We start from the raw sequence: 16110 nt of genomic DNA, 5'->3' as shown, positions 1-16110 counted from the left end.
CTTTACTAAATCTTCACCTATTGGAATAATTGCATTTTTTGATTGTTTTGATTGAAATCTAATTACTCCACAACTACCTTCTTCAACATAATTGAATAATTTGCCCCGCTACGCAAAGTCTCCCGACTTTGCGCTTTTTTTAAAGTTTCTAAATAGTAGTAAACATAATAAAAGTCTCCCGACTTTTTCCGTGAATACCTTAGTAATTTATAGCATTTCAGAATTATAAAATAAGTGATACAATCAATACAAATTGAATTTTGTAAAAGAATTTGGGTTCAAAACATCGACAATTGGATTATCTGCTTTTTCTATTTTTAGTAATCCTGTATCGTTTACATAATTACTTGCACTTGAATAAATGTAATATGATGCTTTCTCAACAATTCCTGCACGTACAGGATTTAGATGAATATAATTCAACTTTGACCACATAAACTTGTTAGTATAGATTTCTTCGGGATGGTTGCCATATTGCCAAAATTGGTAATTTTTGTTTCTTGAATGGCTTTCGGTAGCCAATTTAAAACGTTCCAACATCCATTGGCTATGCCGAACCACTTCGTTAGGTTTGTCTTCGACTTTCGGGTTCGATTTGTATTTTTTCTAAGATTTTGTTGGCTATGTATTTTTTGAAATCACGTATTAAATCCGAAAGTTTACCATCATTGGATTGAACAATTAAATGAATATGATTACTCATAATAACATAGCCATAAAGAACCATCGCTTTGTTTGTGATACAATAATCTAAACACTCAATAACGGTGTCTCTATATGTTTTTCGTGTAAAAATATCAATCCAATCGAAAACTGTTGCCGTTATAAAATGTGGCAAAGTTTGATCTCTTATGACATAGCCTTCTTTGGTTGTTGTATTATCTTGACTCATTCTAAAAGTTTTTTAACCTATAATTCAAATATAGAAAAAACTACAAAAATATGGGTTTGTTATTTTGTAGCTTTTTATAATGATTTGAAACGCATATAATTCTAAAGACATTCACGGGAAAAGTCGGGAGACTTTTGACATTTTCTTTGCTTTCAAGAGCTTTAAAAAAAAACGCAAAGTCGGGAGACTTCGCGGAGCAGCTACACTTTGCGGAGCGGGGGTAGAGATATATCCGCGCGATCGGGTCGGGTGCGTAAAACTTGAATAATCCTTAAATTTTTATCTATTCCAAAATGGCAAATGCGGTAAACTGGTTTTGATATAATTTTCACCATAGGAATAGTTTAATATTTCATTTATGGCTTTCCCATCTTCTGCTTCTTCGAAATTGGGATTTGACCAATTTTTCATGTCAAACCATTGCTTAAGCGTTAAATTATATTTCCTAAAAAAACCTGCTCCTGCCAAAAAACCTATAAATTTCTTTGTATCATTACCAATCCTATCTTCATTAATTAATTCCAAATAAAATTTATTTTGAACTACAAAATCATAATATTTTTTTTCAGCATATCCAAAGTTTTTTATCATTTCATCGTGTCTTTTCTTATCAAAAGCAAGTTCGATGTATTTATTTTTCCACCTTTCCCAACTTGTTAAATCAGGGTTAGTATAATATTTAACTAAATAATCTTGAAACGGAAGAAATAAACTGTCGTAATGTCGCTTTGAGCCACTGCCTTCAGGGTAATCTTTATATTTTAAAACTTCTTTTTGTGCATCTGTCATCACTTTATTATTTTTTATTTTATAAAATTTGGACTATAAATTTGGTTAGATTATCCTAAAATAATTAATTTATAGTTTATTATAAACTGTTTTTAATAAAATTAATAGCCTCTAGTTTTTCTTCATCACTTAATATTTTACTGGTTTTATTTTTAGAAATAAAATCTATAAATTTTGACGGTAATTCAATAGATTCTTTATCAAAATAATAGTTTAAATAATTTGGCCAAATCCAATATCCATCTGTTAAATAAGTTATTCCTCCAATAATACTTAAATCATCTTTAATTAAGGATTGTACAACTTGCATTGTTACCGCTATAGGAATTCCATTTTGCAGATAATTTAAAATATTTTCTTTATTATCATAATTACATTTTGTTTTAAACTTTACATATTCTTTTCCTTTATATTCAGGACTGTATTCTTTGATTATACCTATTAATTCCATTGTTTTATATTAATTAAAGTCCAGGATTAAATATTTGCCAATTTCCACTATTTGAAATTATATAACTTCCATCTTCAAAAACTGTTATATACCCTTTTGGAGCTTTAACGTTAGCCCCTATTTTATTTGCTAAATTTTTTGCAATTGCATCTGGAAAAACCCCAGTATTACATGATATTAATCGGATTGGAGTTCCATTTTTATAACCTTTGCTTGTTAAATAATTTACTAAATCTCGATGAGTAATACTTACCCATTTTTCACCTGTGTAGATCATAAAATTATCAGGTGTGCCATGAATTACTACATCATACCAGCCAACTTCAGGAATAATCCATTTTGATGCTAATATTGTTGCATCATCCATTCCTAATTTTGTAGCATCTAAAGTAACTCCCCACTTTCCAGATATTTTATCTAATGCTTTAGGAACTTTACTCACCAGTATATTATCAATATAATTTTGATCAAACAAAATAATACTTTCATAATCCTTTGCACCTCTTGCTCCGGGAGCAATTATACCGTTATAGCCATTTTTCCTTGCCCAAGATGCTATCTCATTAGTAAATTCATAATTAATTAATTTAGCATCATCAGGATTGAGCGTTACAACATTTTTGACCAAATCATCAAATTGGGTACCCAGCTGTTGTCTAACGACATCATCTGTTAAATCTAAAAGATTATCTACTTTAATATTTTCAAATTTGTAGGTACTGTAATCTGCCCATTGTCCATAAGCAGAAAGTTCGGTTTGGTTTCCAGAAACTGTCTTATTTAAATACATGGCATTTTGCGCACCATCTAAATCGTATCTTCCCCATGAACTCCAATCTTTATCGGAAGTCATTTTATTAGCTACAGCTTTAAACTCATTTTCAGATTTTATGCTTAAAGAACGTATTAAATCTCCATTATAACTTTTACTTATAGGTATGGTTGCAAGTTTCGAAAGATGGGTTTTTAGTTCTGCGCCTGTCTTAGCAATAAACCTCACCGCCTCATTCGCTGCCTTCCACTCTTCATTCTCAAATTTAACAATTATTTTATCATCTAAATCTTTTATTATAATTTCTTCACCCTGTTGTACAATTTTATTACCATTGGCCAAATACTCTTCTAGCTTTTTGATTGTATTAGCAAAATCATCGCCCGAGTTGTTAATTAGTTTTGCCAATAAATCTTTAGATACAGAAGCCTTATATTTTACCATAAACTTTGCCACAATCGATTTCTCGGCATTGGTGAGGGTTTTGTCAATTAGTTTTTTAATAGAAAACCATTGCCCTGCTTCTTTTACAGCGTTTACATAATTTATAGAAACTATTTTGTGCAAACCAGCACTTATAGCACAAAGTACTGTGGCATCATCTATTGTAGCTCCAATAGGTTTTGCTTGCCCCGTTTTGATATTATGAATGACGGTATCACCCAAACTAACCAGTGCACCCATCCCACAGGATTCTAAGCCTCCAATATTACCCAAATAAGCAGAACCACAAGCCACGGCTGGACTTGTATAAGAAAAAGGGATGCCTTCGCCGTTGTAACTTCTTACTAAAGCATCAATCAGGTACTGCAAAGCAATATCAGCCAAAAAGTTGTTTAGACACTTTCCGTTTTGGGTTTCTAGAAATCCTAAATAAGTAGTATAGGCTTCGGAAGCTATCAAATATTCGGCAGCAGCATAAACTGCGGGTATGGTTACTGAGGAAACCAAAACAGTTTTACCTATTAGATTTGAAAGTGCTTCGGCTGCAGAAGTTCCTTTGGATAGATTATCGATAGTAACCGTTTCTGTAGATGATTCTAGCGAAAGGTCGAATGCAACATTGTTATCATTTACAATATTCTGATTTAATGCACAGCTCATTGTGAAGATACTTTCAACTTTAGCTATTTTATAGTTTTCTAGGAGTTGAATTCTAAATTGGTCTTTTCCCGAATTGTTACCCAAATATTCCAATCGAAATGTTTTTGGATACTCTAGTACTTCTCGTTTTGCACGTACTTCACTTAATATTAAACGGCATATTTTGTCTTTATTCTTTTCGTCTAACAATAGTGCTTTGATCGCATTTAATTGTTCTGTAACTGCTAGTTTGGTTAAGTCAACTCCTAAACTATTTTTTTTCTTTTCTAATAATTCTATGATTTTATCCCATTCTGCTACCGAATATTCTTTTCCGAAAATGTCATAACATTCTTTTGCAGTTGGACATATTTCGAGCACTTCATTAAGCGGTAAAGATTCTAATAATGAAATAATTTTTTTAGCTCGAATGGCATCTAATTTCTTAAGTTTTTCATTAATAGTAACTAAATCATTACTAGGAAGACTGCCTTTGAATGCTTCGACCTCATAATTTGCTTTTGGATATAGAGCATAGAACTTTATCAAATCCTTTTCTGTATAAACAAAACCAGATTTTGAATCGGATATTTTCGGAACTTGAGGTAAAATTTCGGTATAACAAAGAATTGGTATTAATGAATTTGAATAATTTAATACCGTGAGCGTTGATTTTATTCCATTCTCGCTAACGTTGAATTGCCTAGTATTATTATCAAATTCAACTTGAAGGTTCTTATGCTTAAATATTATCTTATAACCACGATAATAAAATTCGCGTGTTTCATTATTTACAAATTTAAATACGGTTGCGTTTTTATAATCCAGTTCGTCAAAAACAGATTTGACAGCCAAGTTTCCTGCCAAAGCACCCGCGCTACTCCCTTGAGTAAACTGATACAACTGCAATCCTGGAGCATGCATTATTTCCCAATCATTATGGCTTAAAGCAGTTCCAGTTCCATAATCCATTAATAAATCTGTAGGGACTGCAGTGTTGTATTCTGTGAATGGGTGTTGCAGACCAAAAACACCATGTCCAAGTTCGTGTGCTAGAGTATGAAGTTTTTTATCCTCAGATTGAGAAAATACAAAACCAAACTGTCGTTTGAGTGGCATAAAACCTAGTGTGCCAGGCTTACTAGATGTTACTTTAGTAAACAAAACATAATAAGTATTTGTTTTATAACTAGTTCCTAATTGGGTTTGGAAATTGTTAGTAATGGTTTGTTGACCATTGGTATAAGTATTGAGCAAATCACTGTCGCCAGTTTCTATGCTAGCACCCCAACTATCAGTTATATCAACTTTTATTGTACTAACTTCAAATTGAATTCCTGCTTTACCATATATGCTATTAAGGTAATCTTGAGCATCTTTTTGTGTTGGTGTTTCTCCACCATTAAGCCCAACCAAAGTAACATTTACTTTCTTGCCGGTCATATGCCACAAATTCAGTGTACCTGCAATGTCGTATTTACCTGCAACTACAGGATTTTTCGGATCTGCTGTTTCTTTTTGAACAGGAGGTCTTACCGTTGCCAGTATCGATTCTTTGGCAAAATCTAAAGTTCTTTTTAATGGAAGCGTTGCTACATTTCCTGACCAGACAGGCTTAATTTCGGTACCGTTTTCAGTTTTGAATACTACATCGGCTGTGGTTTTTCCATTGCTGAATGTCGCTTTTGCAGTAACATAGTCTTCTGCATTGGGAGCATCCGAGATGACTTTGTAATTTACATAATAGTTGCTACCGTCCTTTCTAGGAATTACATCATAGGTTTTGTTAAGTTTGGTATTGGCTTTAAGTTTAGGATCTTGGTTTGGATTTTCATCCAAGCTATAGAAACCAGTGCCTGCTGCAAAGGTTATAGAAACATCTGGAGAGGAAATTTCTTTTATATTACCACCAGATCCCATTCCGTTTGTATTTTGGGGAGTAGGTACACCTCCGGCTGCTGCTTTTCCAGTAGATTTGATTTCGCTTGCTGGCGTATTGGGTGAAACAGCATATTGGTTACCGTTTCTGTCAGTGATGATTACATCATTTGCTGTTTTTGGCTGGATATTAACAGCACCATTTGTACCTGTTATTGTTAGAGTTCCATCTGAATTTTTTACAACACTTTTAATTTCAAACTGTACATCAATAGGAATAACAGTTCCCGTATCGCCCATTATATCATTAACGAGTTTATCCCCATCAACCATACCTCCCCAATTCTTATCATAACTGGCCACAATCTCTCCCGAAATCAACTTGAAATCGGTATTGATGCCAATGTTGTTAAAGGTGATGCGTATGCGGGAGTACTTTCCAATATTAACTTTATCGCCTCCTAAAGCATCAGCGGCATCTATGAGTTCTCTAAATTTTTCCAAAAAGGGCAAGGTAACATAGCCTTCGCCTGAGAAAGTACCGTTGCTTCCTGTGGATTTGAGTACTACAATAGGAAAGTCTCCTGCCGTTACCACATCATTTGTGAACAAAGCAGGTAGGGGTGTTTTGTTGGATAAAGCGGCAGGGTCGGGCTTGATGCCACAACCTACAAACGCAATTTCGTCTTGTGCCAGTGTAGTAAACTCCTGTATGTTGCTGTGGGTGTATTCGCCAGGGTCGCAGGCAGCGCCTACCGTGTACTCGTAGGTAGTTTTGGGTTTAAGGTTGCTTATGGTAATGTACTCTCTTGGTGTTACGAGTTTGTACCACTTCGAATCGGCATTTTTCTCTCTATAATTTACTTGGTAATCATAATTATCGACTTCCCCGCTCCAAGCTACTTTGGCTTGATCCTGACTTACATCGGTGGTAGTAATGGCCAATGGTGCTTTACAAAACGTGAGGTATTTAAAAGAAAAAATCTCACTGTAACCGTTGTTTTTGAAAACGCCAATTTCTTCGGCGCCAACCAGGGCTTTGGCTTTTACACGCCACGCATAGGTTTTTCCTGGAATAAGTTGGGGTTCCGCAATACTGTATTGTACTGTGGTATTTCTGGTAGTGATGGTATATAGCGGTGGCGAGTAGGCAAAGGCATTTTGAATAGGCGTATTGGTGTTCCAAATCTCCACCAAGGAGAATTCGTATTCTACATTACTCACATTGATGCTTCGTGGTGTCCAGCTAAATATGACATTCTGAATGTTCTGTTCTACAATACCAGCTTTGTTTACAGGCAGGTTTAAGAGCGGCGGTTCGTTTTGGAAAATAACTGTGGTAACACTTGATTTTTTGGATAGTTTTTTGTTGGTTGCAAAGTCATAAACTTCAAATGATATCGTATATATTCCCTCGGGCAATGGCTTTGCATATTGATTGGGATTAATGCCTTGGAGGTTTTGGAATTCGAAATAATGTCCCAGTTCAACATTGGTCAATAGTGTTGGAAATCCGCCTTCGAGGTAGATTGGTGTTGCTCCCACCACAAAATCATTGGAAACAAAAGACACAGCTCCCTGAAAATAGCATTTCAATCGCACCTGCCTGTTCATAATGGTCAAATCGTTAAGAATCAATTGTACTTTTATAGGACTATTGATACTCGCAGTATTGGCATAATTACTCAGGTAAATAGGCGAGGGCTGCGTAAGTTGTGTGCTTATAGTAACGGGGTAGGTTTGGGCAAAAGCCCCCCAGCCCCCAAAAGGGGAGCATTGCAGGAGTAAAAGGGTAACAAGGATGTATAGTTTTTTTTGCATTTGGGTAATTATATTTTTGACTACTTAGATTATTTGACTATTAGATTATTAGATTTTTTTAAATCAACAAAAACACACCCCCAACCCCTCTTGAGAGGGGAGTTCGGACGGGAATAGATTTTGGTTGTTAATTTCAATTTTTCAATCTTTTTAAATTACTTCTGAATGTATTTCAACTCAACTTCCTCATTCATTCCATTTGCCAGTGCCAGTTCGTGGTAAAACGGAATTAGATTTTGTTCCAGCTGGGCGATGATTTCGGCATCTGTTTTTTTGTCGGTGATCAATTTATAGACTTCTTCAATTTCTTTTTTGTTATAGCTTAGGAGGTAATCATTTTGTTCCATTTCTTTGGTATCTGCTTTTGAAAGTTTCAAAAACTCGGTTTGCATAAAACGATGTGCCTGTAGTTTCTGCTTTGCTTTGTCACTTCTTTCTATCAATTTCAGATACGAATTATAGCCAACTTTATCGGTTATTTCGCTTGGATTAACTCCATGCAGTTTATGGCTATTCACGCGGCTAATGGCTGTGGTGTATGTTTTTTCAAAACTTTCGTCTTTGTTACTGATTTCTTGTGCTACTTTTTGAACAGCCTGGCCAATCAGTTTGTTGTATTTTTTTATTACTTCGGATGCTGCTTGGTATTCTTCCAAATAATCAATCACTTTGTCTTTGAAGCTTGCTTCATCCGGTGTTAAAGTGGCAAGTGTCAAGAGATGTTCCAATTTGCTTGCTTCTTCATTTGGTAAAGGTTGTAATTGTTGCTGTAAATCCTTTAATTGTTGCGTAATTTGCGCTAGAGTTCCTTCCAGTTTATAGTCTTTGAAATTTATTTTCAGAATATTATCTCCCAATTGTTTTTCGTCTTTTTTCTGTTCTTTTGGAGTTGGTCTTAATTTTATTTTATCGAATGAATAAGCATACGTCAAAGTTGCGGTAAGGTCGTTGTTTCTGTTGCTTGTGGTTTTGCCAAATAAGTAGATAACCCCCAAATTGAAGCTATGTTTTTCTAAATATAAATAAGAACTTGTGAGTCGCAAATTGAAAATATCGTTTTGCTTGTTGCCATTACTAAAAGTGGTGTTGTAGCTGGTAGAAAACGAAGAATTTAATTTTCTATCCATAAACAATTTGGTTACCCCAAGGGTTGGCCCAATGATTAAACTGTTCCCTGTTTCCATTAAACTGTAGGTATTATTGATGGAACCCATAAAGTTTAAATCTTTTGTTGGATAGCCTTGAACATAGGAAATAGCCGAGTTGTAAAAAGTGGTCTTTCCGCCAGCCACTGCTTTTCCTTGTTGCTGATTGGCAGACTCCTGCATAGAAAAATTGGCGCTAACGGATTTCTTGAGTTGCTTGTCGTTTTTAAGCAAGTAGTTTGCCGTTAAGCCCAGATTCTGATTGACTTGTCTGAAATTTAGAGTATCTACATAAACTAAACCAGGGGCTTGATTGATGTAATCAAACTGGTTGCGGCTGTTGGTATAGGATTGAAAATTGGAATAATTGAAATTCAGGTTTAATTTTTGGTTCGCTTTATAATCTGCTGTAAGCGAGGAAACCAATCTTTTGGACTGACTTACTTTTTGTTTTTCTAAATTGTCTTTTTGCATCCCTAAGCTTAGGGCTAATGAGACTTTGTCTTTGAAAACCTGTTGGGTTGCATTTACAGTAATATTCTCCAAATCATTATTAAAATAGTAACTTCCTAAGGTTCTGTAATTTGGGTCAATGCGCTCGTAGCCCAATCCTAAAGTTCCTTTTCCGGCAGGATATACCAATTGTGCCTTAATCGCTTTTTGGGAAGTTGTTGTTACATTTGGATTTAAAAACAGAGAGGCAATTCCTTTTCCTTTAGCTGAGCCGCTAACACTAATGTCTTCGGTTATGCTGCTGTTGGCATATTCGGTCATGACTTGCAGTTTTTTGAATAATTTAAAACTGGTTTCAAAACTAAGTGCAACGTTTTCTTTTGGTGTAAACCCTAATTCAAATGGGACTGGATTGGATAACGAGCTCGCTATATCAGTTGCTTTAAAAAAGATGATTCCTAAATTTACTTTTTCGAAAGCATATGCTGTTTTGAATCCGTATCCATAGCGTTTGTAGGTTGGAATTGCAGCAGGAAAATTGACCTCATACTCATTACTTTTCAATAGACGTCCATACATAGCACTCACCTTGAATTTGCCGGGTGGAGTAAGATCTACTCCAAAACCAGTAAACAGATGTCCGTTTAGGGTATAAGGGGAAAAAGTCATGCTCACATCCCCGATATGGGTTGTTATCCATTTATAAGAGGGATGAATGCTTAACGTTTTTATGGCAACGGGTTTGGTGTACCCAAATTTTTGAGTAGAGTAGGAGAAGGAAAAGGGTAAGTTGTACAATCCTGCCACGTTGATGTTGATATTTCCATTTAAAAAATAGGAGAAAGGTTCCCTAGTTGCATTGCCCGAATACATAATTGCACTTGCCGACGCACCACCCGAAACATTAATCAGTTTGGTCTTTGTCAATTGTTCTACATTGAAGTTTTGTGAATAGCCAAGGGTAGTCGCAAAAAACAATACAATAAAAAATAGTATTCTGTTTAAAATCATTTTAATGTTGGTATAAAAAGGGTAGAAAAAAGATGTTTCTCTTTTGGCCTTTTTATGGGTTATTTTTTTAAGTCTAAAAATTTATGAACCTAACTGGTCTATTCGATAATTATTTTTCTTAGCTGATTTCCTTGTTGTGACTCTACTAAAACAAAATAAACACCAGCTGTTAGTCCGTTCAAACTAAAGTTGAATTTATAAGTGTCTTTTCCTTCTTCATATTTTGAGTCGATTATCATATTATTGGTCAAATTAAAGACTTTGATGTGAGCCGGCATTACTTTATCAAGGGTCACATCAACTGTAAAAATTCCGTGTGAAGGATTTGGATAAATCTTTAGATCAAATTTTTTCTTTAAATCAGTATTGTCTGGATTTATGTACTCGCCTTCGACTACTACAATTTTTTTGGTTTGGGTAGCCGTACAGTTTCCTTTTTTGGTGTTTAATGTTAGTTCGTATTCTCCTACTTTGCTAAAACTCAATTCGGCAAAATCTTTGTTTTTTGAAACTACTGTAGCTTCGGGTGGTAAGATCCATTCGATACTGTCGGCAATAGGATTACTAATATCTACAATAATGAATTTTTCGTTCATAAAAACTTGTGAAGAAACCGCAAATTCAGCGCTAATTGCGGTGTCTTGCTTGGATATTTTTAATTTATCGGTGGCTTTACAACCTAATTTATTCGTTACAACAAGCGTATAATCAGCCGCTTCCGAAACAGTAATAATGGGTTTGTCACTTGTAAAACCTTTTGTCGATATCCAAGAATATTTGGCTTTATCATCGGCAATAGTCGAATTAATTGTTAGTGATTGGTCGAAACAAAGAGTAACATCATCACCTAGATTAATAACGTCTTTTGGTGGATTTTCGATAGTATAGGCTTTGTTAATTACACAACCTTTGAAATCTGTGATGGATACTGTATATGCTTTTGCGGAAGCGTTTCTCAAAATATTTGATTGCTCACCGGTATTCCATAAATAAGTATATGGGCCTTGTCCTCCGGATGAAGTTAAAACAATAGTAGCATCCGATCCTTCAAAGCAAGTTGGTTTTGTAATGGTTTCGGCTGTAGCCAAATGGGGTGGAGCCGTAATTGTGATGCTTTTCGTTATGGTACATCCGTGATTATCGGTTACCAATACGGAATAACTGCTAGGTGTAATATCCTGTAAATTTGCTGTTCGCTGACTTGTATTCCACAAGTATGTGTAGGGTGCTGTTCCTCCGGTTGGCGCGGTAGTAATTGTCCAATCCTTAGCATCTCCACAACGCGTGTATTGTGAAGCCAAAGTGTTATTTAATGGTGTAGGCTCAGTAATGGTTATGTTTTCGCTTTGTTTTACCAATCCGAAAGAATCCGAAAGCACTACATAATAGGTACCTGCGTTTACATTTAACAAAGTTTCGGCTAGTCCAACAGCGTTTAATGGGTCGGTTGTTTTATACCATTTGTAATAATAAATTGGAGTCCCGCCCGAAGCAGAAGCTTTGATACTGGCCGTAGCATCTCCATTACATTTTACTATGTTGATTTGATTTATAGAAAGAACCAAGGGGTCGATTTTGTCTAAATCTTTTTCGATAATAGCACAGCCATTGGCATCTTTTACTGTAACGAAGTATTGCCCTGCATAAATATTATTGATGCTCGTGTTAGACGGTTGGTTTAGATCCGAATAGATTAAATCTTTACTGCCATTGTACCATAAATAATTATAATTTGGAGTACCGCCCGTTACTTGGATTTCGATACTACCATCCTGTAATCCTAAAGCGGAAGGAGGATTTTTGGTTATTTTACTCACGTATAAAATGTCAGGTTCTGTGATTGTTATAGTTTCAGAAGTTTGACATTGATTTTGGTCAGTAATGGTTACTGAATAACTTCCAGCAAAAAGATTATTTATGGTAGTAGCGTTCTCTCCTGTGCTCCAGTTTATGGTTGGTACGCCTGTTCCGCCTGAAGTTGAAATCGTTATGGAACCATCATTTCCGTTTTTGCAGGAAACATTTTTCGGGGTAGAATTAATTTTCAAAAGAAGTGGTTCACTGATTGGATTGCTTTTCAAAGAGAAAGTATTACCATTTGCATCTGTCACTTTCAATTCATAAGTTCCTGCTATCAATGTTTCGGATGGATTGATAGTAGATGCGGTAATGGTTGGCGTAAGAACATTGTGCCAATTGTAAGTGTAAGGAAGTACACCACCGGTTATTGTCGCCTCTAATATTCCAAATTTATCTCCATAACACTTAATGGTTGAGCTTGGAGTTTGAGAAATATCCGTAATTAATAATTTGTCGGGTTGAGTTAAATTGTAGTTGTTAAAAGTTGAACAACCATTTGCATCTGTAATCGTCAGTGTATAAGAACCTATTGGGAGATTGTCTAATAGTAATTCACTTCCAACAATAGAAACATTGGATTGGCTACCAAAGCTATATTTATATGGGCTCGTTCCACCTGTTATTGCTACTTTAATACTACCGTTTAAGGTTTCAAAACCAGTTAGGTTTTTTATGACTAAATCATTTATTGCTAAAGGAGCAGTAGGTTGGGTAATAATTATAGGGTTTAGCAGTGTTGCAGTACAATTATGACCAACGGCATCTGTAACAATAACTTGATAGGTGCCAGCACCTAGGTCAATTAAATTTTTATTAGTTGAATAATTTACACCGTCTTTTGTCCATTGTTGTGTATAGGGCGCAGTTCCTCCGTTTATAGTGATTCCAATAGTACCTGTACTAGCGTTATGGCATAAAACATTGGTTTGTGATGTAGCGGTTACAGTTAATAAATTAGGTTGTTTTAAAGTAAATATAGTTGCTGTTTTTGTGGCACCAACAAAATCGGTTACTATGACCTTATAATCTCCAAATTCCAGTCCTTTTTGTTCAAATGAGTTGTCACCAAAAGCTAATCCATTTTTGAACCATTGATAATTATAGTTAGCAACACCACCACTAACTACCGCCTGCAGTTCACCATTGAAATTTCCATTACATTTTATAGCAGAAGATTCTTTTATACTGATTTGTAACAAAGGTGATTCTGTTATTTCGAAAGTTTTGGAAACAGAACATTGATTACTATCTTTTATTTCAAGAGTATAAAAACCTGCTTTTAACCCTGAAATATTTTTTATGGTTTTTGGAGTAAAAGAGGTATCAGTACTTGAAGTCCAATTATAGGTATAGCCACCATTACCTCCTGTTGGGTCTTGTGCAAAAGTTATAGCTCCCGTACTTTGACCGTTGATTAAGACAGGAGAGATTGATTCTTGAGGGAGGGTAATGGCTAAAGGTTGAGTTATTTCAATATCGGATGAGGTGTTTGTGCAACCAATAGCGTCTGTTACTGTAACAGAATATGTTCCTGCGATTAATCCTGAAAGATCTTTTGTTGTATCTGAATTACTCCATTTATAAGTGTATCCAGGTGTTCCACCAGAAACAGTTATTTCTATTGCTCCATCTATTCCATTACTACATTTTACAGGTGTAATTGTAAAAGGATTAATCACAATTGCTGGATTAGTTGATTTAAGTAAATCTTTAGTATCATTTATCGTATAGTCTCCATCGAATACTTCTACTTTATAGTTACCTTTCGTAACATCAATTCCTGTCAGGATTTTACTAGTTCCAACTATTGTTGAAGAACCATCTTTATACCAACTATAATTGTAATTTCTAGTTCCACCTTCAGCCACTGCTTCTAAAGTTCCCGAATCTCCAATGCATTTTATAGGTTTAGTTATTTTTATTTTTACATTTAATGCTTGTAAAGTAATTGGATCACTTGTAATAGGGCATCCAGAAGAAGAGGTAACTGTAATCAGATAAGTACCGTTACTTAATGCTGTAATCGGGTTAGTTCTTGCTATGTTATCAAATTTTGGTTCATCTGTTTTTGATAATAAATAAGAATAAATATCAGAGCCACCTTGGAGTACACCTCCACTTGGATTAATCTGAATTTGCCCGTCTGTAAGGATTGTTGGGGAGGGTTGAGTAATAGTTGATGTGATTTCTAAAGACGAAGTTGGTTGTTTAATTGTAATAGCACTGCCATTATATGTGGCTACTGGAGTGTCGTTGTCTGAAATGGAATAAGTGTATGCACCCATCTTAAAACCTGTTGCGATATAGTTATAGATAACGTTGTCTGTAGTTGTAATTGGAGTTGAGGTTACTGTATAAGGTTTATTGTCGCTATCTTTCCAAGTCACATTGTAATTTTTAGTACCTCCTTGTATTTTTAATGTTATAATGCCATCAGTACCTCCGTTGCATTTTACATCTGTTTTAGTTGTAATGCAAGTTATTTTTTGTTTGACTTCTATTATTGTATCTTTTGAGCAATTATTACTGTCAACTATTTTTATTGTATAAGAACCTGCAATAAGTTGGCTTAAGTTTGGCGCTTCAGTGGTGCCCAAAAATATTTTATAAGCAGGTGTACCCCCTGATATATTATTAAGTTCTATAGAGCCGTCGGCAATATTAGGGCCTGATGAAGGAAAAGTTTTTCCTTTTATTGATATGGGTTTAAGAGGAGCACTTAATGAATCTGCTTGCGTAGTTGTACATCCTTTTATGTCTTTTACTGTTATTTGATAAGTTCCAGCCTCTAGACTTGAAAAAGTTTTGTTGTCTTGGAAGTTTGTTCCGTCTTTGCTGTATGTGTAACTGCCATTGCCCCCTTGTGGGTTTATTATAGTAATACTACCAGTAGTGTCTCCATTACATAAAATATCAGTTGGTGTTGTTTGAAAGGTTATTGGGGTTACTTCTTCATATAGAAAAGTTTTTGTAGATTCTAAAAAACCTAATAAAGCATTGCCTTTCTTCATTTGATATACTATTTTATAAGTATGTCCATTCTCTAAAGCATCAAAATTAACGAAAGAATATATTTTTGTATTTATATCATAGCCAACATTTGTTCGTTCATTTCTTTCTGAACCATAGGTAACGTCTTTCATTTTAATACGGTCTAATATTTCATCATTTTCTAAAGGTTCATTGAATGTAACTTCAACTTTACGAATATTGTCACTACATATTGGGGTATAATATAGAACATCAGTTATAATTGGCGCACAAGGAGAAAATGTTATTGGTATTACATTAGAAAATGGTCTGTCTTGACCATAACCCAATCTGAAATAAATTTTTTTGTTGAAATAATCTTCATAGTTAGTTCCTAAAAGATCATTAATACTAAAATGCGTTTGTGGAGTGTTGTTAGTATTTGTTATTCCAATTGTTAAAGGAACATCAATCCAAGTGGCTTCGTTATCCGTAGAATATTGCCAATGATACGCAACGTTTGGGAATCCTGCAGTGGCGGCTAAATCCAATTCATCTCCCGAACAAATTGAGGAGGTTTTATTATTTGTAATAGACACATTGGGTTTGAATTCATCGATTGAGACACCTCCATTACATCCCCCCAGATTTATAAAAATTCCTCTGATTAAATTTATAGAAGTTTCAGTTCGCGAATTTAAATTAGCGGGAATATTACAATTGTTAGTACTTGCGCCAAGAGCAATGCAACTACTATTGCTTGATAATGTAAAAGTCCCGCCAGAAGCTGTATAAGTACGAGTACCAGAAACATTCATAGAATTTCCTCCAGCGCTAAAAGAGTCAATTCCTAAAAGATTCCAATCAAAATGTGCAGCATGGCAGTCAGAAGCTGATGCTTCATAACTTAAAGTTATCGTATAGTCTTGTCCAAAACTTTTAGAAGCAAAAAGAAATATCATTAAAAAAATTATCTTCCTCATAA

At 34.9% G+C, this 16110-nt stretch carries 7 protein-coding genes; all 7 read right to left on the bottom strand.

Features of this window, described 5'->3' with window-relative positions; translation table 11 throughout:
- Nucleotides 1-243 precede the first annotated feature (243 nt).
- Nucleotides 244-561, bottom strand: coding sequence for a hypothetical protein (locus C8C85_RS18695; protein ID WP_317046331.1), 318 nt, complete (start codon nucleotides 559-561; stop codon nucleotides 244-246).
- Between the two features lie 4 nt (nucleotides 562-565).
- Nucleotides 566-892, bottom strand: a complete 327-nt coding sequence (locus C8C85_RS18690; RefSeq protein WP_317046330.1) for a transposase — start codon at nucleotides 890-892, stop codon at nucleotides 566-568.
- 279 nt (nucleotides 893-1171) lie between these two features.
- Complete coding sequence (locus tag C8C85_RS00865; RefSeq protein WP_116795384.1) at nucleotides 1172-1681, bottom strand: hypothetical protein; 510 nt, start codon at nucleotides 1679-1681, stop codon at nucleotides 1172-1174.
- Between the two features lie 79 nt (nucleotides 1682-1760).
- Nucleotides 1761-2132: a hypothetical protein gene (locus C8C85_RS00860; protein WP_116795383.1), complete on the bottom strand. Its 372-nt coding sequence runs from the start codon at nucleotides 2130-2132 to the stop codon at nucleotides 1761-1763.
- 13 nt (nucleotides 2133-2145) lie between these two features.
- Nucleotides 2146-7686 carry a fibronectin type III domain-containing protein gene (locus C8C85_RS00855; protein WP_116795382.1) on the bottom strand — a complete coding sequence of 1847 codons (5541 nt, stop codon included), beginning with the start codon at nucleotides 7684-7686 and terminating at the stop codon, nucleotides 2146-2148.
- 155 nt (nucleotides 7687-7841) lie between these two features.
- Nucleotides 7842-10295, bottom strand: coding sequence for a hypothetical protein (locus tag C8C85_RS00850; RefSeq protein WP_116795381.1), 2454 nt, complete (start codon nucleotides 10293-10295; stop codon nucleotides 7842-7844).
- Nucleotides 10296-10393: 98 nt separating this feature from the next.
- Nucleotides 10394-16108, bottom strand: a complete 5715-nt coding sequence (locus C8C85_RS00845; RefSeq protein WP_116795380.1) for a T9SS type A sorting domain-containing protein — start codon at nucleotides 16106-16108, stop codon at nucleotides 10394-10396.
- Between the last annotated feature and the right edge of the window lie 2 nt (nucleotides 16109-16110).

This window comes from Flavobacterium sp. 103 (assembly GCF_003096795.1).
Classification (GTDB): Bacteria; Bacteroidota; Bacteroidia; order Flavobacteriales; family Flavobacteriaceae; genus Flavobacterium.
Note: the sequence above shows the minus strand (reverse complement) of the source record. Positions and strands in the feature narration are given on the sequence as shown.

Excerpts from the sequence above, each read along its gene's own strand:
- C8C85_RS00845 (WP_116795380.1), bottom strand. The coding sequence starts at position 16,108 with ATGAGGAAGATAATTTTTTTAATGATATTTCTTTTTGCTTCTAAAAGT.
- C8C85_RS00850 (WP_116795381.1), bottom strand. The coding sequence starts at position 10,295 with ATGATTTTAAACAGAATACTATTTTTTATTGTATTGTTTTTTGCGACT.
- C8C85_RS18690 (WP_317046330.1), bottom strand. The coding sequence starts at position 892 with ATGAGTCAAGATAATACAACAACCAAAGAAGGCTATGTCATAAGAGAT.
- C8C85_RS00855 (WP_116795382.1), bottom strand. The coding sequence starts at position 7,686 with ATGCAAAAAAAACTATACATCCTTGTTACCCTTTTACTCCTGCAATGC.
- C8C85_RS00865 (WP_116795384.1), bottom strand. The coding sequence starts at position 1,681 with ATGACAGATGCACAAAAAGAAGTTTTAAAATATAAAGATTACCCTGAA.
- C8C85_RS00860 (WP_116795383.1), bottom strand. The coding sequence starts at position 2,132 with ATGGAATTAATAGGTATAATCAAAGAATACAGTCCTGAATATAAAGGA.